Annotated in this window: 19 protein-coding genes; 5 read left to right on the top strand and 14 right to left on the bottom strand. The window is 72.4% G+C overall.

The annotated features are described in order from the left end of the window. Positions 1–28: 28 nt before the first annotated feature. From ligD to ACIBAG_RS26900, 3 genes are read right to left on the bottom strand one after another with little or no spacing between them, the layout of a single operon-like run. Positions 29–955 carry a non-homologous end-joining DNA ligase gene (gene ligD, locus ACIBAG_RS26910; RefSeq protein ID WP_399108242.1) on the bottom strand — a complete coding sequence of 309 codons (927 nt, stop codon included), beginning with the start codon at positions 953–955 and terminating at the stop codon, positions 29–31. Continuing rightward, complete coding sequence (locus tag ACIBAG_RS26905; RefSeq protein ID WP_399108240.1) at positions 952–2,799, bottom strand: transketolase; 1,848 nt, start codon at positions 2,797–2,799, stop codon at positions 952–954. The genes ligD and ACIBAG_RS26905 overlap by 4 nt, the downstream gene beginning before the upstream one ends. Next, a complete protein-coding gene (locus ACIBAG_RS26900) occupies positions 2,796–4,637 on the bottom strand; it encodes an FAD-dependent oxidoreductase (RefSeq protein ID WP_399108238.1) in 1,842 nt (613 codons plus the stop codon). The genes ACIBAG_RS26905 and ACIBAG_RS26900 overlap by 4 nt, the downstream gene beginning before the upstream one ends. Positions 4,638–5,030: 393 nt before the next feature. On the opposite strand from ACIBAG_RS26900, the gene ACIBAG_RS26895 reads away from it, so the two are divergent. Continuing rightward, positions 5,031–6,122, top strand: a complete 1,092-nt coding sequence (locus ACIBAG_RS26895; RefSeq protein WP_399108236.1) for an enolase C-terminal domain-like protein — start codon at positions 5,031–5,033, stop codon at positions 6,120–6,122. A gap of 76 nt (positions 6,123–6,198) precedes the next feature. On the opposite strand, the gene ACIBAG_RS26890 is transcribed toward ACIBAG_RS26895, so the two are convergent. Then, a complete protein-coding gene (locus tag ACIBAG_RS26890) occupies positions 6,199–6,720 on the bottom strand; it encodes a phage holin family protein (protein ID WP_399108234.1) in 522 nt (173 codons plus the stop codon). A 96-nt stretch (positions 6,721–6,816) separates the two neighbouring features. Here ACIBAG_RS26890 and ACIBAG_RS26885 point away from each other — a divergent pair, with 96 nt between their 5' ends. Beyond that, positions 6,817–7,164: a VOC family protein gene (locus tag ACIBAG_RS26885; protein WP_399108232.1), complete on the top strand. Its 348-nt coding sequence runs from the start codon at positions 6,817–6,819 to the stop codon at positions 7,162–7,164. Here ACIBAG_RS26885 and ACIBAG_RS26880 read toward each other — a convergent pair. Further along, positions 7,155–8,054 carry an arginase family protein gene (locus tag ACIBAG_RS26880; protein WP_399108230.1) on the bottom strand — a complete coding sequence of 300 codons (900 nt, stop codon included), beginning with the start codon at positions 8,052–8,054 and terminating at the stop codon, positions 7,155–7,157. The two genes, ACIBAG_RS26885 and ACIBAG_RS26880, sit on opposite strands and share 10 nt — an antisense overlap. Positions 8,055–8,113: 59 nt before the next feature. Between ACIBAG_RS26880 and ACIBAG_RS26875 the strand changes: the two genes are divergently transcribed. Then, the gene (locus ACIBAG_RS26875) at positions 8,114–8,461 is read left to right on the top strand and encodes a DUF6204 family protein (RefSeq protein WP_399108228.1); all 348 of its coding nucleotides are present in this window, start codon (positions 8,114–8,116) and stop codon (positions 8,459–8,461) included. Here ACIBAG_RS26875 and ACIBAG_RS26870 read toward each other — a convergent pair. From ACIBAG_RS26870 to ACIBAG_RS26835, 8 genes are all read right to left on the bottom strand, one after another. Beyond that, entirely contained in the window at positions 8,433–8,987 is a 555-nt protein-coding gene (locus ACIBAG_RS26870) for a GNAT family N-acetyltransferase (RefSeq protein WP_399108225.1), read from the bottom strand. The genes ACIBAG_RS26875 and ACIBAG_RS26870 overlap by 29 nt on opposite strands. Before the next feature lie 108 nt (positions 8,988–9,095). Continuing rightward, a complete protein-coding gene (locus ACIBAG_RS26865; RefSeq protein ID WP_399108223.1) occupies positions 9,096–9,350 on the bottom strand; it encodes a DUF1049 domain-containing protein in 255 nt (84 codons plus the stop codon). Between the two features lie 55 nt (positions 9,351–9,405). Continuing rightward, complete coding sequence (locus ACIBAG_RS26860) at positions 9,406–11,184, bottom strand: CocE/NonD family hydrolase (protein WP_399108222.1); 1,779 nt, start codon at positions 11,182–11,184, stop codon at positions 9,406–9,408. 131 nt (positions 11,185–11,315) lie between these two features. Then, positions 11,316–12,251 (bottom strand): LD-carboxypeptidase, encoded by a 936-nt coding sequence (locus ACIBAG_RS26855; protein ID WP_399108221.1) that lies wholly within the window; start codon positions 12,249–12,251, stop codon positions 11,316–11,318. Continuing rightward, entirely contained in the window at positions 12,248–14,251 is a 2,004-nt protein-coding gene (locus tag ACIBAG_RS26850) for a prolyl oligopeptidase family serine peptidase (protein WP_399108220.1), read from the bottom strand. Before ACIBAG_RS26850 ends, ACIBAG_RS26855 begins: the two co-directional genes overlap by 4 nt. Positions 14,252–14,256: 5 nt before the next feature. Next, a complete protein-coding gene (locus tag ACIBAG_RS26845) occupies positions 14,257–15,561 on the bottom strand; it encodes a M20/M25/M40 family metallo-hydrolase (RefSeq protein ID WP_399108219.1) in 1,305 nt (434 codons plus the stop codon). Continuing rightward, entirely contained in the window at positions 15,554–16,387 is an 834-nt protein-coding gene (locus tag ACIBAG_RS26840) for a M55 family metallopeptidase (protein WP_399108218.1), read from the bottom strand. Before ACIBAG_RS26840 ends, ACIBAG_RS26845 begins: the two co-directional genes overlap by 8 nt. A gap of 93 nt (positions 16,388–16,480) precedes the next feature. Then, positions 16,481–17,056: a TetR/AcrR family transcriptional regulator gene (locus ACIBAG_RS26835; RefSeq protein ID WP_399108216.1), complete on the bottom strand. Its 576-nt coding sequence runs from the start codon at positions 17,054–17,056 to the stop codon at positions 16,481–16,483. Between the two features lie 123 nt (positions 17,057–17,179). On the opposite strand from ACIBAG_RS26835, the gene ACIBAG_RS26830 reads away from it, so the two are divergent. Beyond that, entirely contained in the window at positions 17,180–17,356 is a 177-nt protein-coding gene (locus tag ACIBAG_RS26830) for a hypothetical protein (RefSeq protein ID WP_399108214.1), read from the top strand. Then, a complete protein-coding gene (locus ACIBAG_RS26825) occupies positions 17,356–17,901 on the top strand; it encodes a hypothetical protein (protein ID WP_399108212.1) in 546 nt (181 codons plus the stop codon). The genes ACIBAG_RS26830 and ACIBAG_RS26825 overlap by 1 nt, the downstream gene beginning before the upstream one ends. Here the strand turns inward: ACIBAG_RS26825 and ACIBAG_RS26820 are convergent. Beyond that, complete coding sequence (locus ACIBAG_RS26820; RefSeq protein ID WP_399108211.1) at positions 17,891–18,226, bottom strand: DUF6223 family protein; 336 nt, start codon at positions 18,224–18,226, stop codon at positions 17,891–17,893. The genes ACIBAG_RS26825 and ACIBAG_RS26820 overlap by 11 nt on opposite strands. Positions 18,227–18,431: the final 205 nt, after the last annotated feature.

The raw sequence follows: 18,431 nt of genomic DNA, 5'->3' as shown, positions 1-18,431 counted from the left end.
AGGCGCCGGTCAAACCCGCGAGGCGGTTTCAGTCACGCAGGGCGTTCAGCCTGCGCCTGGCCGGCCCCAGGGCGCGGCCACGGCTCATCAGTCCGGCCCACGGGTCGGTGCGGGCCTGCTCCGCGGCGTCGGCGATGCTCCAGCGGCGGGCGTCCAGCTCCGGGTCGTCCAGTTCGGCCCAGGTCAGCGGCGTGGCGACGGGAGCGCCGGGCCGGGCGCGGACGGTGTAGGGCACGACGGCGGTCTGGGCATAGGCGTTGCGCTGCACGTCGAGGTAGAGCCGGTCACCGCGGTCCTTCTTGCGGGCGGCGGTGGTGAACCGGTCCGGATGTGCCGACTCGAGCACCCCGGCGACGTCCCTGGCGAACTCGCGGACCTCGTCGAAGTCGTGGTGCCCGTCCAGCGGTACGACGATGTGCAGCCCGCGCGAGCCGGTGGTCATCGGGGCCGAGGGCAGCCTCAGTTCGTCGAGCAGTTCGCCGAGCAGCTCGGCCGCGTACCTGACCTGCGCGAAGGAGTCCTCGGCCGGATCGAGGTCGAAGACCAGCCGGTCGGGACGGTCGATGCGGTTGGTGCGGGAGAGCCAGCGGTGCACCGTGAGGCAGGCCTGGTCGGTGAGGAAGACGAGGGTGGCGGTGTCGTCGCAGACGGTGTGGCAGACGGTGCCGTCCTCCTTGGGCACCTCGAAGCGGGTGATCCAGTCCGGGTAGTGGTCCGGCGTGTTCTTCTGCATGAACCGGGGGCCGTCGAGACCGTCCGGGTAACGCTCCAGCATCAGCGGGCGGCCGCGCAGATGCGGCAGCATGAAGGCGGCGACGGACCGGTAGTAGTCGACGAGGTCGCCCTTGGTGTACTCCTTCGCACCCCCGCCTCCGGGAAAGAGCACCTTGCCGGGGCGTTTGACCTCGACGGTACGGCGTCCCGCCCGCACCTTCTTCGTGTCGTCGTCGGTCACCGTACGACCGCCTCCTCCACGAGCAGCTTGCCCGCGGCGGCGATGGACACCGCGTCGATGCCCGCGGTGTGCAACTGCTGGTCCGGAGAGGCGGAGCCCGGCATCCGGCGGACGGCCAGACGCACCAGGCGGGGCACCGGGCGCCCGTCGAGGAACGCGTCGACGACGGCGTCGCCGATGCCGCCCTCCTCGTGATGGTCCTCCACGGTGAGCAGACAGCCGGTGTCCTCGGCGGCCCGGCGCAGGGTGGACCGGTCGACGGGCTTGACGGAGTAGAGATCGATGACCCGCACCTGGATGCCCTCGTGGTCCAGCGCGTCGGCGGCGGCGAGCGCCTCGTGCACGGTGACACCGGCCGCCACGACGGTCAGCCGGTCCCGGTCACTGGCGCGCAGCACCTTGCTGCCGCCGACGGGGAACTCCTCGTCGGGGCCGTAGACGACCGGGGCGGCGCCGCGGGAGGTGCGCAGATAGCGGATGCCGCGCAGCTCGGCCATGGCGGCGACGAGCTTCGCGGTCTGGTTGGCGTCGCAGGGGTACAGCACCGTCGAGCCGTGCACGGCCCGCATCATCGCCAGGTCCTCCAGGCCCATCTGGCTCGGCCCGTCCTGCCCGATCGCGACGCCGGCATGCGAGCCGACGAGGTTGATGTCGGCACCGCTGACCGACGCCATGCGCACGAAATCGTGGGCGCGAGTGAGGAAGGCGGCGAAGGTGGCGGCGTACGGCACCCAGCCGCGCGTGGCGAGCCCCACCGCGGCGGCGACCATCTGCTGCTCGGCGATGTAGCACTCGAAGTAGCGGTCCGGGTGTTCCTTGGCGAAGAGCTCCGCGCGGGTCGAGTCGCCGACCTCGCCGTCGAGAGCGACGACGTCCCCGCGAGCCGTGCCGAGGGCGGCGAGCGCCTCACCGTAGGCGTTGCGCGTGGCGACCTCCTCCCCCTTCTCCCAGCGGGGCAGTTCGAGCTGCCCGGTCTGCACGGCGTGCAGCACGCGGGCGGCGGGTGGCTCGTGGACATGGATGCGCAGGTCACGCTGCCCGCCGAGTTCGGCGACGGCCTCTTCGGCGTCCGGCAGCGGCTTTCCGTGCAGTCCCTCCCGGTCCTGGACGGCTTCGACGCCCTTGCCCTTGAGGGTGCGGGCGAGGATCACGGTGGGCTGCCCGACGGTGGACCTGGCCTCCCCGTACGCCCGGTCGACGGCGTCCACGTCGTGCCCGTCCACCTCGACGGTGTGCCAGCCGAAGGCCTGGAAGCGGCGGGCGTAGGCGTCGAGGTCGTGACCGTGCCGGGTCGGGCCGCGCTGGCCCAGCCGGTTCACGTCGACGATCGCGGTGAGGTTGTCCAGATGCTCGTACGCCGCGTGCTCGGCGGCCTCCCACACGGACCCTTCCGCGAGCTCGCTGTCCCCGCACAGCACCCACACCCGGTACCCGGCCCGGTCCAGCCGCTTCCCGGCCAGCGCGATCCCCACCCCGATCGGCAGCCCCTGCCCGAGCGAACCGGTCGCGGTCTCCACCCACGGCACCTGGCGCGGCGTGGGGTGCCCTTCGAGTCGGCTGCCGAGCTTGCGGAAGGTCAGCAGCTCACCGTCCTCGATGGCGCCGACCGCCTTGTAGGCGGCGTACAGCAGGGGCGAGGCGTGTCCCTTGGAGAGGACGAAGCGGTCGTTGCCGGGGTGTTCGGGCCGGTCGAAGTCGTAGCGCAGGTGGTTGGCGAGGAGGACGGCCGTGAGATCGGCGGCGGACATCGACGACGTCGGATGCCCCGACCCCGCGGCGGCGGAGGCCCGCACACTGTCCACCCGCAACTGCTGGGCCAGCTCGACGAGTTCGGCGGTGTTCATGAGGCTCCTTCCGGGGGGTGGTGGGAGTGGCGCCCGGGGGTGGCGGGGTGCGGCTCGTGCGCGGCCGGGTCTTCGGGGCGCCGCTCGGGTGCGGCGGCGTCCTCGGGGTGCGGCTTGTGGACCGCGGGGGCGTCGGCGGGCGGTTCCTGGGCGGCTCGGAGATCGGAGCGCGTCACGGGGCCGGGTGGTTCGGGATGCCTGGCGGCGTCGGGGTCCTGGACGGGGTCGGGCGGTTCGGCGCTCCTGCCGGCGCCGACGTGCCGAGCGGAAGCGGGCGCGCCGAAGCGCTTGCTGTCCTGGGCCTCCGTGGCATCAGGGTGCTCCCCGAACCCCGACCCCGTGCCCTTGGCGGGGCGGCCACCGGGTCGGTTCCTCGCGGGCTCACCAGCCGGCCGGCTTCTGTCGGACTCCTCGGTCTCCCCGGCCTCCACCGGCCCGTCGGCTCCCCGACCGGCCTGCGACCGCCTCTCCCCTGCCTTCTGCGGACCCCGCTCCCGTGTCCTCTCGCCCGTTGCCGCCGCCCCTTTCTCCGGCCCGCCCGGCACCCGGGCCAGCTCAGGCGACGCGGTGTCCAGCGGCACCGACCACGACCGTACGAGCCCCAACTGCACCGCCTGGCGCGGCAGTACGGCGTCCAGGAGCCAGTCGGCGGCGACGCGGACGCGGTTGCCGGGCATCGCGGCGAGGTGGTAGCCGCGGGTGACCGCGCCCGCGGCCACCCCGGACAGCGGGACGCCGAGCGGGTTGGCGGCCGCCTTGACGCCGCCCAGGTCCACGACGAAGCCCATATCCCGGTGGCGGTAGGGACGCCGCTCACCGATGCCCAGGGACGCGGCGACGTTGCGGGCCACGGCCTTGCCCTGCCGCCAGGCGTGCTGCGCCGTCATGGGCGTGTACTGGCCGGGCTTCTCCAGGTCGGGCACCGCGGCGCCGTCCCCGGCGGCGAACAGCTCCGAACGGCCCGGCACTTGGAGATACGGGTCGACCAGGAGACGGCCCCGCTCCAGCGGCAGCCCCAGGGACTCGGCGAGCGGATCGGGCCGTACGGCGACGCACCACACCAGCGTGCGGGTGTCGACGAACTCGCCGTCGGTCAGCAGGACCCCCCGGTGCGTCGCCTCCTTCACGGACGTGCCCATCCGCACCTCCACGCCCCGCTGCCGCAGCACCCGGTCGGCGGTGCGCGACAGCCGCTCGTCCAGCTCGGGCAGGGGGCGTTCGGCGATGTCGAGCAGCAGCCAGCGCGGCCGCATTCCGGCCCGCAGGGGGTGTTTGCGCACCTGGGAGTCGGTGAAGAGCTTGCCCTGCGCGGCGACCTCGGTGCCGGTGTATCCGGCGCCGACCACGACGAAGGTGCACCGCGCCGAGCAGTTCTCGGGATCGTCGGCAGAGGCCGCCAGTTCCATCTGCCGGGTCACATGGTCCCGCAGATACAGCGCCTCGGGCAGACCCCGGAAGCCGTGCGCGTGCTCGGCGACGCCCGGGATGGGCAGCAGCTTGTTGACGCTGCCCGCGGCGAGGATCAGCCGGTCGTAGGGCAGGGTTCCCTCGTCGCCCTCGGGCCCGGTGTAGTGCACGGCGTGCCCGTCGAGGTCGATGGCGTCGGCCTCACCCAGCACCAGCCGTACGTCGGGCAGGGTGCCGGAGAGCGACACGGTCACCCGGCGCGGTTCGAGGATGCCGGCGGCGACCTGGGGCAGCAGGGGCAGGTACAGAAAGTAGTCGGTCGGGTTCAGCACGGTGACGTCGGCCCGGTGCCGGGTCAGCCGGGACAGGGCGCGGGCCGCGCGGTACCCGGCGAATCCGGCGCCGACGATCACGATGCGGGGTCGACTCACGGTTGGCCTCCGGCGTCTTTGTTGGCTCGTGCGCCTCCGGGCGTCCTCAGCCGGTGTCGGGAATCAGAACGCGCGGAGGCCCGAAGGGCTGAGCACGAACGGGCTCCCGACACCGGCGCGGCCCGCCGGCTCACTCGCTGTCGCGTACCTCGGGAGACTTCCGCGTCCCCCTGGCGCGGAGTGCCAAACGTCCATCCGGGCGGCCCGCGGTTTCCTCGCCCGTCAACCGGCCCGGACCGGGTTTCCGGCCGGACCTCCGGGTACCCGGAACGGCGACCCGCCCCCGCCGACGCGGCAGTCCCGGAGGTGTCCCCCCATGCCCCAGTACGGCTCCTTCCCTCGTGCGGCCGCCGATCGGCGCGCCACGACCGTGGCGAGGGGCGGTCCCGCGCGATGAAGCTGCATCTCCCCGTCGTCTCCGTCTACACGGTGCCCACCGACGCCCCCGAGGCCGACGGCACGCTGGCCTGGAGCTCCACCACCGTGGTGATCGCCGAGGTGACGGCGGGCGACGCGACCGGGACGGGCTGGACATACGGGCCGGCGGCGATCGGCGACTTCCTGCGCGACCACCTCGCGCCCCTGGTGGAGCAGCGCAACGCCCTGGACATTCCCGCCGTGCACGAGGCGATGTCCCGCGCCGTGCGCAACGCCGGCCGGCCCGGTGTCGCCGCGTGCGCGATCTCGGCGCTCGACATCGCTCTGTGGGACCTCAAGGCACGCCTGCTGGAACTGCCCCTCGCCCGGCTGCTGGGCGCCTGCCGCGAACACGTTCCCGTGTACGGCAGCGGCGGCTTCACGACGTACCACGACACCCATCTGGAGGCGCAGTTGAACGGCTGGGTGCACGGTCAGCACATCCCGCGCGTGAAGATCAAGATCGGTGAGGACCGGGGCGGGGCGGTCCTGCGCGACATGGCCCGTGTGCGGGCGGCCCGCCAAGTGATCGGCCCGGAGGCCGAGTTGTACGTGGACGCCAACGGCGCCTACAGCCGCAAGCAGGCGGTCCGCGTCGGCCGGGCCCTCGCTGAGCACGGCGTCGGCTGGTTCGAGGAGCCGGTGTCCTCGGACGACCTCACCGGCCTGCGCCTGGTCCGGGACACCCTGCCGTGCGACGTCGCGGCCGGCGAATACGGCTACGACCTCCCCTACTTCGCCCGCATGATCGCCGCGGGCGCGGTCGACTGCCTCCAGATCGACGCCACGCGCTGCGGCGGCCTGACGGAGTTCCTCCGCGCCGCCGCCCTCGCCCAGGCGCACGGCCTGGACGTCTCGGCCCACTGCGCCCCGCACGCCCACGCCGCCGCGTCCGCCGCGATCCCCAACCTCCGGCACATCGAGTGGTTCCACGACCACGTCCGCCTGGAGGACATGTTCTTCGACGGCGCCCTGGACCCGACGGGCGGCACAGTGGCCCCGACGCAGGGCATCGGCCACGGTCTGGCCCTGCGGGCCGAGGAGGTGCAGGACTACCGGGTGGCGTGACGCTACGTCCGGCCGACGGCGTCACGCACGCGGCTCACACAGCTCACGCACGATGGTGCGGCTGCTCGGGCACAGCTCACGCACGATGGTGCGGCTGCTCGGGGTCGATGTCGTCCGGGTGCGGTGGCCGTGCCTCGGGCGTGCCCGGTGCCGCCGCGCCCGGCGCTGCCGTCCCGGGCGGGCCGGGCGGCATCGGCGGGTACGGCAGACCGAGCCCGCCCGGCGGGGCGGCCGGTGCCGTACCGCCGACTGTGCGTCCGTGGGCGGCGGCGGCCTCGGCCTGACGCTCCGGCGTCGGGCGGGAGGCCGACGGGCGTGCCGCGCTGCGCAGCGCGTACGCCACCGCGCCCAGGATCACCGCGGTGATCAGCGCGGCCGCCCAGTCCGGCAGCCCGGCCGCCAGGCCCAGCCCGAGGGCGAGCGCGAGAGCCGCGCCCGCGTAGAGGGCGACGGCGCCCGACCCGGCGTACAGCATGGCCCGGCGGCGCTGCCTGCGCGTCTGCTCGCGCAGTTCGTCGCGCACCGTCTCGCGCGCCACCTGCGCCAGCTCGTCGACCAGTTGCTTGTCCAGATGCTCAAGGTGATCCAAGCGCTCCATGGCCGCCGAGTACCCGTACAGGGGTGCACGTAACGGGGAGTGAGGGGATCGCGTGAACGATCTCCGTGCCCCGGCGCATCCAACTAGGCTCTCCGCATGGACATTCTGGGAGCCACGCTGCGCGTCTGCGTCGACGACTTGGAAACCGCGGTCCCCTTCTACGAACGCCTCGCGGGCGGCACAGCCCTCCGCTTCGAACGCGGGGGCGTGCAGGTGGCCGCCGTCGGCTGCTTCCTGCTGATGAGCGGACCCGAGTCGGAGCTGGAGGTGCTCCGCAAGGTCGCGGCGACGATCGCGGTCAAGGACGTCGAGGAGACCCACCAGGTGCTCAGCGAGCTGGGCGCGCACATCATCGCGGGTCCGGTGCCGACGCCGGTGGGCCGCAATCTGATCGCGATGCACCCGGACGGGGCGATCTACGAGTACGTGGACCGTCAGGCCTGATCCAGGGCGGACACCACGATGTCCGTGAGCAACGCCCCCGCCGTGCCCTCCGGGTCCAGATCGGGGTCGTAGATCGTGATGTTGAGCCCGACGCAGTGGCCGGAGGCGAGCAACGGCCGGAGCAGCGCGACGAGTTCGTCCGGTGTGAGGCCGTCCGGGTCCGGGCTGTCGACCGCGGGCATGACGGAGGGGTCGAGGACGTCGGCGTCCAGGTGCACCCAGAAGCCGTCCAGTTGCGGGACCTCGAAGGCCTGCCGGGTGACGGACGCGAGCGCCTCGGCGCCCCATTCCCGCAGGTCCCCGACGGTCACCACGGGAATCTTCAGGTCGGCGAGCTCGGCCCGGTCCTCCTCGAAGCAGTCCCGGATGCCGAAGTACCGCACGTCCTCGTCCTGCAGATAGGGCTTCAGCCCCTCCAGGTTCGTCAGGTCCTCCTGCCCGCGCCCGGTGGCCAGGGCGACCTCCTCGCCGCCCGCCGCGCCCACCCGCTCGGAGTTGCCCGGGTGGCGGAAGTCGGGCGAGGCGTCCACGACGGCCAGCCCGTACCGGCCGATGCGGCGCAGGGCGAGGGCGGCACCGAGGTTGATCGAGCAGTCGCCGCCCAGCACCACCGGGAAGTCCCCGGCGCGCACATGGTGCTCGATGCGGTCGGCGAGCTTGCGGGTGTAGGCGGCGAGGGCGGCCGCGTTGAAGACACCGTCGCCCTCCCGCCAGTCACCCCGGTCGTAGCGCGGCGGCACCACAACCCCTCCCTCCAGCGCCCGCAGCCGCTGGACGATCCGCTGCTCTCGCAGCGCGCCGGCGAGCTTGTAGCAGCCGGGCACGGTGCCGGGGGCGGGCGGGCGCAGGCCCAGATTGGACGGGGCGTCGAGCACGACGAAATTCCGCATGCGAGCCATCCTCGCCGACGTAGAGTCGGCCCTCAACGCCAATTCGAGGGAGCGGGAGCATGAGCGAGCAGCACACGTACCGGGTGATCGTCCGGGGAACCTGGGACGGCCTCACCGACGAGGCGCGGTCGCGACTGCTCGCCGAGGCGCCAGGGCACGGCATGACCAGCATGCGGTTCACCGAGGAGGGGTCGCTCTCCTACGAGCCCTCACCGCTCAAGCACTTCTCGATGCGCTATGTGGTGGTCTCGGACGCGGCGGACGGCGAGGAGATGGCCGGCGCGATCGCGGAGGACCGGGCCGAGACCGCGCTCCGGGGGCTGGGCTACGGCTACCGCGATCTGCGGTCGACGGTCACCGACCTGGACACGATGAAGATCAACCGGAAGTCCGCATCTCGGCGGTGATGGCCCATCGCTCGTGATCGCGCCAGGCCCCGTCGATGAAGAGCATGCCCGGCGAGAAGCCCTCGAGCCGGAACCCGCAGGCGCGGGCCAGGCCGATCGAGGCGGTGTTGCCGGGCTGGACGTTGATCTCGAGCCGGTGCAGCCGCATCGGCCCGAAGGCATGGCCGATCACCAGGTCGAGGCCCTCCCGCATCAGGCCGCGCCCGGCCGCGTGGGCGAAGGCACCGTAGCCGAGGGCGCCGCTCTGGAAGGCGCCCTCGACGATGTTGTTGATGTTGATGAACCCCGCGATGCCCCCATCGTCGTCCTTGGCGCAGACCAGGAACCCCGCCTTGCTCGGATCCTCGATCAGCCGCCCCGCGTAGGCGGCGTACGCCCCGGCGCTGTCCGGCGGGAACAGCCAGGGATGGTGCAGATCCTTGCTCTCCCGGGCACGTGCGGCGAACTCGGCGCCGTCCTCGTAGGTGAAGTGACGTATGCCCACGCGAGGGCCTTCGGCGAGATAGCGGGACGGGGGGTGCGGCATTGCGCCAGCCTACGACTCCCTGGCGGCGTCGGCTCCTGAAGCCCCTAGGCCGTGTCCGCAAAGTCCCGCCTGCCCTCCGGGCGGACGACGGGACTTTGCGGACACGGCCTAGCGGCGCCGGCTCAGGAAGAACGCCCCGCAGAGGGCACCGATGACGCCCATGCCGAGCAGCGCCAGCCACAGCGGCATCGTCACCTCGGGGATCAGCAGCCGGATCTCGGTCGTGCGGGTGTTCTCGAAGATGAAGACCAGGGAGAGGACGACGAGCACCAGCACGGTGGTCCGCGCCGGGGTCAGCCACTCGCCCAGGCTGCCCCGGCGCCCGCCGGCCTTCCTGCCGCTCTGTGACGTCTTCGCGGTCATATGACAAGGATGCGCCCGAAGCCGCGATCACGCACGGTGAGCACCCTCCGGCCGGTCAGTCGATCACCGGCAGCCGCAGCACCCCCGTGTCCTCGGGCGCGCTGACCACGGTCACCGGCTTGATCCCACGGTTCCCGAAGTACGCGTCGTCACTCGCCGCGATCACGAACCGCAGCCGGTGCCCCTTCTCGTACCGGTGCACGATCCCCGGCAGGGTAAGGGTGAAGCTCTTCCTGACGTCGGGCACGCGCACCGGCGCGACCAGCCGGTGCACCAGCGTCTGCGTGCCGTCGGGCGCGACGTCGTACAGCTTGGCGAACAGCACGAGCTTGTCGGCGGCGTCCCCGGAGTGCTGGGTCCGCTCGGCCGTCGGGGAGACGACCTTCAGTGTGGCCCGGGGCGCCCCCACCACGTCGGTGGTGCGTGGGAGCGGCTCGCTGGTCCAGCCGAGGTGGGTGCCCTTGGTGTCGTAGGGGGCGGGGTCGGGCAACCCGATGGCCCCGGCCAGCGAGCTCTCCGAATGGCTCGTCGGGACGAGCCAGTTGGTGTAGGTACGGCTGCCGCGCGCCACCTTCCCCCGGTTGTCGACGAGTTTGCCGTCGCCGGAGAGGTAGAGCGTCCGGGTGGGTCCGGGGACGCGGTCGGCGGTCGCGTAGGTGCCGCCCGGGTCGGTGATCCAGTCGCGGTAGTAGGCGAAGGCCGGCCCGGTGTCGACGTTCCGCTTCCACAGGTACCGGTCGAACCAGGCGAGGATGCGCCGGCCCACGTAGCTGGTCTCCAAGTTGCCCTGGCCGAGGTTGAGTTCGCCGGCGGCCGGGTCGGTGAGGCCGCCGCTGTGGCCCCAGGACTGCCAGATCATCTTCGTCGGCGTTCCCTGGGCCTTGAGCGTCTTGTACGTCGCCGTAGCCTCGTTGAGGTTGAAGAGGCTGTCGGCCTGGCCCTGGACGAGGAGGGTCGGTGCCTTGACACGGTTCAGGTACGACACCGGGGAGACGCTGTGCGCGTAGTCGAGCAGTTCGGCCGTCCGCTTCGCGGGATAGCGGCCGGAGTTGAGGGTGCGGATCGTGTCGCAGGCCTTGGTGACGAAGTGCAGGCAGGCGATGGAGTTGATGCGGGACGGGTCGAGGTTCGGCTCCAGCAGGGGCTGGCCCTCGCCCATGAGGTAGAACCCGTTGGCCCACTGCCACTTGAAGGCGCCGGGCACGCTGCCACTGCCGACGACGTTGTTCGGGTCGAGGGAGTAGGCGAGGTCGTGCCAGGTGATCATCGGGACCAGCGCGTCGACACGCTGGTCGACGGCCGCGGTGGCCAGCTGGATGGCGCCGCCGTAGGAGCCGCCCGCCATGCCGACACGCGGGTCGCCGGGCGCGTCGAGGCTGACGAAGTCGGCCTTCGTGCCGTCGTCGGCGGCGCGCCCACCGCCCAGGAAGTCGATCAGTCGTGAGGCGGCGACGCCGTCGATGGTGGGGTCGTCGAGCGATATCAGGCAGCCGGACCTGCCGAAGCCGAGCCCGGAGTAGACGAGCGAGACATAGCCGCGCTGGGCGAAGGCCTTGCCGATGGCGTCGGTCGAGCCGTCGGACTTGCTGCCGCCGAAGCCGTTGGTGGCGAGGACGGCGGGTGCCGGTTGGGCGCGGTCGACGCCGGCCGGGCGGTACAGGTCGGCGTCCACGGTGCAGGTGCGGCCGCCTGCCTGGACGGTGAACTTCAGTGCCGAGACGGTGTACTGGCCGGCCGCGGCGGCGGTCGGGGCGGTGAGGGTGAGGGGTGCGGTGAGCGTGGCGCCGAGGACGAGAGCGAGTGGTGCTCGGGATCTGGGCACACGACGGGACACGGAGACCTCCACACTGAGGACAGCCCTGCTTACCGACCAGTAAGGACTGGCCGGTTGTCATGGTGTGACACGTGTCAGACCAGGTCAATCCGCATACTGAAGGTTGTTGACGGAGATTCAGTGAAGAGCGGTCAGGCCAGCGCGGGCTCGTCGAGGGTCAACGTCCCCGCGTCGGCGTCGAGCACGGCGCTCACCCCGAAGGGGATCGTCAGCGCTCCTTCACAGTGCCCGAAGCCGAACTCCTCCACAACGGGCACACGGAGGCCACTCAGCCGGTCGCGGAGCAGCGCACGCACCGGCTCGTACGGCTCGCACTCCTGCCACGAGCCGAGCAGCACGCCCCGCACGCCGTCGAGAAAGCCGGCGCGCAGGAGTTGGGTCAGGTAGCGGTCGAGCCGGTAGGTCTCCTCGCCCACGTCCTCCAGGCACAGCAGGCCGCCGCGCGCGGAGGGCCGGGCGTGCGGGGTGCCCCGCTCGGCGGCGAGCAGGCAGAGACAGCCGCCGAGCGTGACGCCCCGTGCCCGGCCCGGGACCAGGGCGGAGCCGGTGGAGGTGATCGTGCGCACCGACTCCGGCTCGAACAGGGTGGCCCGCAGATGTTCCTGTGCCCGCGTGTTCTTGATGAAGTCGATGCCCGCCGCCATCGGCCCGTGGAGCGTGGCCAGGCCAAGCCGGGTGGCGAACGCCTCGTGCAGCACGGTGATGTCGCTGAAGCCGACGAACACCTTCGGTCCGGCCGCGCGCATCGCGTCCCAGTCGAGCAGGTCGACGATCCGCTGCGTCCCGTACCCACCCCGGGCGCACAGCACGGCGTCCACGGACGCATCGCACCAGGCGCCCTGGAGATCGGCGGCACGGTCGGCGTCCGTTCCTGCGAGGTAGTCGAACTCCGGGTGCCGGTTCAGCACATGGGGTGCCACCACCGGGTCGAGATCCCAGCCGCGCAGCACGTCGAGGCCGGCCTGGAGCCGCTCCTCGGGCACGGGTCCGCTGGGCGCGACGACGGCCACGCGGGCGCCAGGGGCGAGTCGGGCCGGTCGCACGAGCGGCCGTACGGGTTGTGTCACTCGGCGAGCTCCAGTTTCGGGATCCCGGGCGGGTTCAGCCCGAAGACCTGGGCGTAAAGGGAGAGTTCGGCCTCAAGGACGCGGATCACCGTCTCCGCCCGCCGGAACCCGTGACCCTCCCCCTCGAAGGCGAGGTAGGCGTGCGGCACCCCGCGCCCCGCCGTACGGGCCAGGAACCGCTCGCACTGAGCGGGCGGGCAGATCACGTCGTCCAGGCCCTGGAGCAGCAGGAAGGGCACGGTGACGCGGTCGGCTTGGGTGGTGGGCGAGCGCCGCGCGTACCGTCCGGGTACCTCGGCGAGGGGGCCGACGAGGGTCTCCAGGTACCGGGACTCGAAGTCGTGCGTTTCTCCGGTGCCCCAGGCCTCCAGGTCGAGGATCGGGTAGAGGATCGTGCCGCAGGCGTAGACGTCGGTCGTGGTGAGCGACGCGGCCGTGGTCCAGCCGCCCGCGCTTCCGCCCCTGATGGCGAGCCGGTCGCGGTCGGCGGTGCCCTCGTCGGCGAGGGCGAGCGCGACGGCGGCGCAGTCCTCGACGTCGACCACGCCCCACTGCTCGCGCAGCCGGTTGCGGTACTCCCGCCCGTAGCCGCTGGAGCCGCCGTAGTTGACCTCGGCGACTCCGATGCCGCGCGAGGTGAAGTAGGCGATGGCCAGGTCGAGCACGAGCGGCGCCCGGTCGGTGGGGCCGCCGTGCGCCCACACGACGTACGGCGGCGGTGTGTCGTCGGGGGCCGTGCAGCCGGGGTTGTGGGGCGGGTAGATGTGCGCGTGGACGTCCTGTCCGGCGGGGCCGGTGAAGGTGCGGATCTGGGGCTCGGGGTAGTGGGCGGGGTCCACGGCGTCCTCGTGCGCGGCTCCGATCACCCGGGCCCGGCCGATGGGGGTCCCCCCGGTTCGAGCGGAGCCGAGAACTTGGGGGAGGGTGTCCAGCTCGACGACCTCGTAGGCGCTGCGCGGACTGGCACCGACGGCCACGACCCGGTCCCCGCTCACGGCGAGCGTGGGCGCGAACTCGGTCCAGGGGCCGGACACGTCGACGAGTTCGCCGGATTCGGGATCCAGTATCCCGAGGACGGCCGACCCACGCCCGTGCACGACGGCGATCAGTCCGCTCTCCAGCGGGGCGAACCAGCGCAGGCCGAGCTTCCACAGCGGTCCGCCGAACTCCTCCTCACGCCGGCAGAGCGGTTCGCCGTCGCGGTAGAGGTTCCACCAGCCCGTACGGTCGGCTGTATACAGAAGACGGTTGTCCGTCGACCAGTCAACCTGGGCGATCGACTCCTCCGGTCCACCGGCGGCTGTATACGGGATCCCGAGGGTGCCGTCGGCGCCGACATCGGCGACCAGCAACTCGGTACCGTCCCACGGCATCCGCGGATGATCCCAGGCGAGCCACGCCGCGCGCCGCCCGTCCGGCGAGATCCGCGGGCCGGTGACGAACCGGTGCCGGTCGTCGGTGAGTTCGCGTACGGCGTCCCGGTCCTCGGCCGCCGAGCCGTCCAGCGGTACGGCGGCCAGGACGCGCCGCACATCAGTGGGCCCGTCCCCCGTGAACTCCTCGAGGACGCACCAGACTTCACCGAGCCCGAGCCGCACCTGCGGCTCAGCCCAGCGCAGCCCACCGCCCACCGCGGACACCGGAGTGAGCGGACGCGGCTCGCCGCCCTCCTCGTACCGGTAGAGCCGCTGGTCGGCGAAGTGGACGAAGACGACGAGCCACCGGCCGTCGACCATCGCTCCGGCCCAGGGCTGCCCGCCGTACTCGACGACCCGGCTGCGCACGTTCCACGGCGCCGGCAGTACCGACTCCTCGTGGCCGTCGGCCCGCCGCCGCACCAGGGTCCGCCGCCCGCCCTGCGTGGGCCGGGGCTCGGTCCACCACGCCTCGTCGCCGACGAAGCCCACGTACTCGGGGCGCCCCTCGTGCGCTGCGGCGAGGGCCGCGTCGATGGGCGAGGGCCAGGAACCGTACGCCAGCGTCCGCACCGTCTCCCCCAACTCTCCTAGGCCGTGCGCAGGAAGCGGTCGAGGACGCGGACGCCGAAGTGCAGCGCCTCCACCGGCACGCGTTCGTCGACGCCGTGGAACATGGCACCGTAGTCGTAGCCCTCCGGCAGCTTCAGCGGTGAGAAGCCGTAGCCGGTGATGCCGAGCCGGGAGAACTGCTTGGCGTCCGTGCCCCCGGGCATGCAGTACGGCACCACGTGCCCCTCGGGCGCGAACTCCTCGACGGCGGCGCGCATCCGGGCGTACGTCGGCGAGTCCACGGGCGACTGGAGGGCCACCTCGTGGTGGTGGAACTCCCACTCCACGTCCGGCCCGGTGAGTTCGTCGACGGTCGCGCGGAACTCGTCCTCGAAGCCGGGGAGATAGCGGCCGTCGACGTATGCCACGGCCTCGCCGGGGATGACGTTGAGCTTGTACCCGGCTTCCAGCATGGTCGGGTTGGCGCTGTTGCGGACGGTCGCCTCCACGAGCCTGGCCGCCGGGCCGAGCTTCTCCAGCAGGCCGTCGACGTCGTCCAGGTCGGCGTCGAGGCCGTACAGCGCGGCGAGTTCGGTGAGGGCGGCGCGGACCGTCGGGGTCAGTCGCAGCGGCCACTCGTGGGCGCCGATGCGGGTGACGGCCGCGGCGAGGCGGGTCACCGCGTTCTCCCGGTTGGGCCGGGAGCCGTGCGCGGCCCTCCCGCGTGCGGTGAGCTTGAGCCAGCCGGTGCCGCGCTCCCCGGCCGCGAGGGGGTAGATCTGCCGCCCGCCGCCGTCGTGGACGGTGAACGCGCCGGACTCGCTGATGCCCTCGGTGCAGCCCTCGAACAGTCCGGCATGCCGGTCGGCGAGGAATCCGGAGCCGTCCTCGGCGCTGGCCTCCTCGTCGGCGGTGAACGCGATCACGACATCCCGGCGGGGCCGTACGCCCTCGCGGGCCCAGGCCCGGACGACGGCCAGGATCATCGCGTCCATGTTCTTCATGTCGACCGCGCCCCGTCCCCACACGACGCCGTCGCGGATCTCCCCGGAGAAGGGGTGCACGCTCCACTCGTCGGCCTGCGCGGGCACCACGTCCAGGTGACCGTGGACGAGCAGCGCGTCCGCCGACGGGTCGGTGCCCTCGATGCGTGCGACGACGTTCGTCCGGCCCTTGGTGCGCTCCAGAAGGGTGGGTTCCAGGCCCGCCTCGGCCAGCCGCGCGGCGGTGTACTCGGCGGCCGGGCGCTCCTGGCAGTCGCCGCCGCCCCGGTTGGTCGTGTCGATGCGGATGAGGTCGGAGGTGAACGTCACGACCTCGTCCAGTGCCTGCCCGTCAGCCATACTGCTCCTCCACCGCGGCCGAGGCGATCGTGGTGACCGCCTTGAAGGTACGGATTCCCTCGTACATGCGCTCGCTGGTGTACGCCACCTTTCGCTCACCGATCCGTTCGACGCCGGGGACGACGGTGGCGGCCATCGCGAGGTGCTCGGCGTCGAACTCGACCGCGATCGTGAACGGTCCGCCGCTCACGGGCTCGTGACGGACCGCCAGCGCGGCCGCCTCCTTGGCCGCGGCGCGGATGTCGGCGGCGGTCCTGACCGGCGTGCGGCACACGGCGGCGTACCGCGAGACGTGGTCCTTGACGGCGACCTTCAGCGCCTGCGGCGCGTACCCGAGCGCGTCCTCGCAGGCCTCGTCGTCGCCGGTGACGAGGACGACGGGGACGCCGTACTCGGCGACGACGTGCGCGTTGAGCAGTCCCTCGCTCGCCCGTACGTCGTTCAGCCACACCCCGGTGATCTGGTTCGCGAGGTAGGTGTGGGCGAGGACGCCCGGCATGCCCGCGCCCGTGTGGTAGCCGACGAAGGCGATGCCGTCCACGTCGCCGTGCTGGACGCCCTCGACCATGGAGAGCGCCTTGTGGCGGCCGGTGAGCATCTCGGCCCGCTGGTCGAGCCGTTCGAGCAGCAGGTTGCGCATGCTCCAGTGGGCCTCGTTGACGACGACGGAGTCGGCGCCGCCGTCGTGGAAGCCCAGCACGGCGGCGTTGACGTCCGAGGTGAACATCCCCCGGCACCGCTCCCACTGAGGTGTCCCCGGCAGCACGTCACCCGGCCAGGTCACGCCGGTGGCGCCCTCCATGTCGGCGCTGATGAGGATCTTCATGGTGCTCAACGTTACGCGTCGGCGAGGGAACTTCCCATGGAACCACGAGGAGGTCGAACCCGCTCCCCGGCCTCGGGGGCACGCGGACCCGGTTCAGGAGGAGGGACGCAGCCCGGACAGCGTGACCGCGACGAGCCGGCGCACCGCGGCCCCGGAGGACAGGCCGCCGGCCCCGGAGAGCGCGTGCAGGCAGTACCCGGTCAGCTCGTCCGGCGCGACGTCGTCCCGGACTTCGCCTGCCCGGACTCCCTCGGCCAGCAGGCCCCGGACGAAGTGACGCAGCTGCTGCTCGGCGTGTGCCACGTGGCCGCCCTGGTGCAGGACGGCCGAGAGCTCTCCCCCATGACCGTGCCGCTGCTGCTGGATGAACGCGAAGCGCTCCAGCACGGCCGCCAGCCGCTCGCCGGGGGTGCCGGGGCGGTCGCGGAGTTCGGCGAGTTCCTCGAGGTGGCCGGCGATCCGGCGCTCGTGCCACGCCATCATGATCGATTCGACGTCCGGGAAGTACTTGTACAGCGTGGCCCGCCCGATGCCGCTCTCCTGCGCGATCCGCGACATCGTCACCCCGCGCAGCCCCTGCTCGGCCACGAGCGCCGCCGTGGTCCGCAGCACCGCCTCGCGTACCGCGCGGCGGTGCTCCTCGATGGTCTCGTCCCACAGCTTCGGCACCGCAACAGTGTACGCGGCGACGGATCCGACACATTCCGACTTGACGTAGACACACTGTATCGATAAATGTTTGCCGCCGCGGAGGAACCCGCCGACCGCACCCGCCCGAGCGAGGGGATTCGCATGACCGATTCACCGTCCGAGCCCACCGCCGGTGCGGCGCGCGACCGCGCAACGGCCCCGGGCGCACCGCGTTGGGTGAAGGTCTCCGGGGCCGTGGCGCTCGCCGTGGTCGTCCTGTTCCTCGTCCTGCACCTCACCGGCAGCGGCGTGGGCCCCGGTATGCACGGCGGCCACTGATGGCGATGGCGCCCGGTGTCCGCAAACTCGCCCTGACCGCGCACGTTGCTTCATCGGTCGGCTGGTTCGGCTCGGTCGCCGCGTTCCTGGTACTCGCGGTCGTCGGCCTGACCGGACCGGACGCCCAGCGGGTCAGCGGGACGTACTTCGCCCTGGAGGTGCTGGGCCGGTACGTGATCGTCCCGCTGGCCTTCGCCTCGCTGGCGACCGGTCTCGTCCAGTCACTGGGCACCACATGGGGACTGCTGCGTCACTACTGGGTGCTGGTCAAGCTGGCCCTGACAGTCCTGGCCACGTTCCTCCTCCTGCTGCACATGCGGGTGGCCGACCAGGTGGCGGACGCCGCCGCGCGGACGGAGCTGTCCGGCTCCGACGTCGGCGCCATGAGAGTCCAGCTCGTCGTCGACGCCGCGGCGGCAGTGGCCGTACTGCTCACCACCACGGCCCTCTCGGTCTACAAGCCACGTGGCATCACCCGGTACGGATGGCGGATGCGGCAGGAGCAACGAGCCGAGCGGGGCGGCGGCCCGGCAGTCAGCGGGTGAGAGCACGCCGGCCGAGGGCCATGGCGGTCAGCCCCAACGGGATGGCCACCACGGCTCCCACCATCCCGTTGCCGGTGCCGGGACCACCATTGGAGGTGGCCAGATGGAGGGCCGCGAGGGTTGTGCCGACCAGGCCCACCGCCATCGCCGACATTGCTCCGGCGCGTACGTTGCCGGTGCTGATTCGGCCGGCGACGCGGGCCAGGGCCAGCCAGCCGACGATCACGCCGATCAGCCCCACCCCGAGGGCCAGGTTGGCCCCCGTCCGCCCGTCGCCGATGACGCCGCCCTCGGCCGCCGCCGTCAGAACCTCTGCTGCGCTCATGCCGCTCTCCTCCTTCGTACCTGGCGAGTTCCGTGGTTTCGCTGTGCCTTGAGCGTGCCTGTCGACCGCGCTGCCGGTCGTCCGGCGGGTGCGGTCTTTTCGGCCTGCCGTCGACGTGGCAGCCGCCTGCTGCGGACGCGGCAGGCCGCGGGCAAGTACCGCGGACGCGGTAGCCGGCCGCTCGTGCGCGGGCGGGACTCGCCGC

The organism is Streptomyces sp. NPDC051243, assembly GCF_044455405.1.
Classification (GTDB): Bacteria; Actinomycetota; Actinomycetes; order Streptomycetales; family Streptomycetaceae; genus Streptomyces.
The sequence above is the reverse complement of the archived record's forward strand: the minus strand, read 5'-3'. Positions and strand labels throughout refer to the sequence as shown.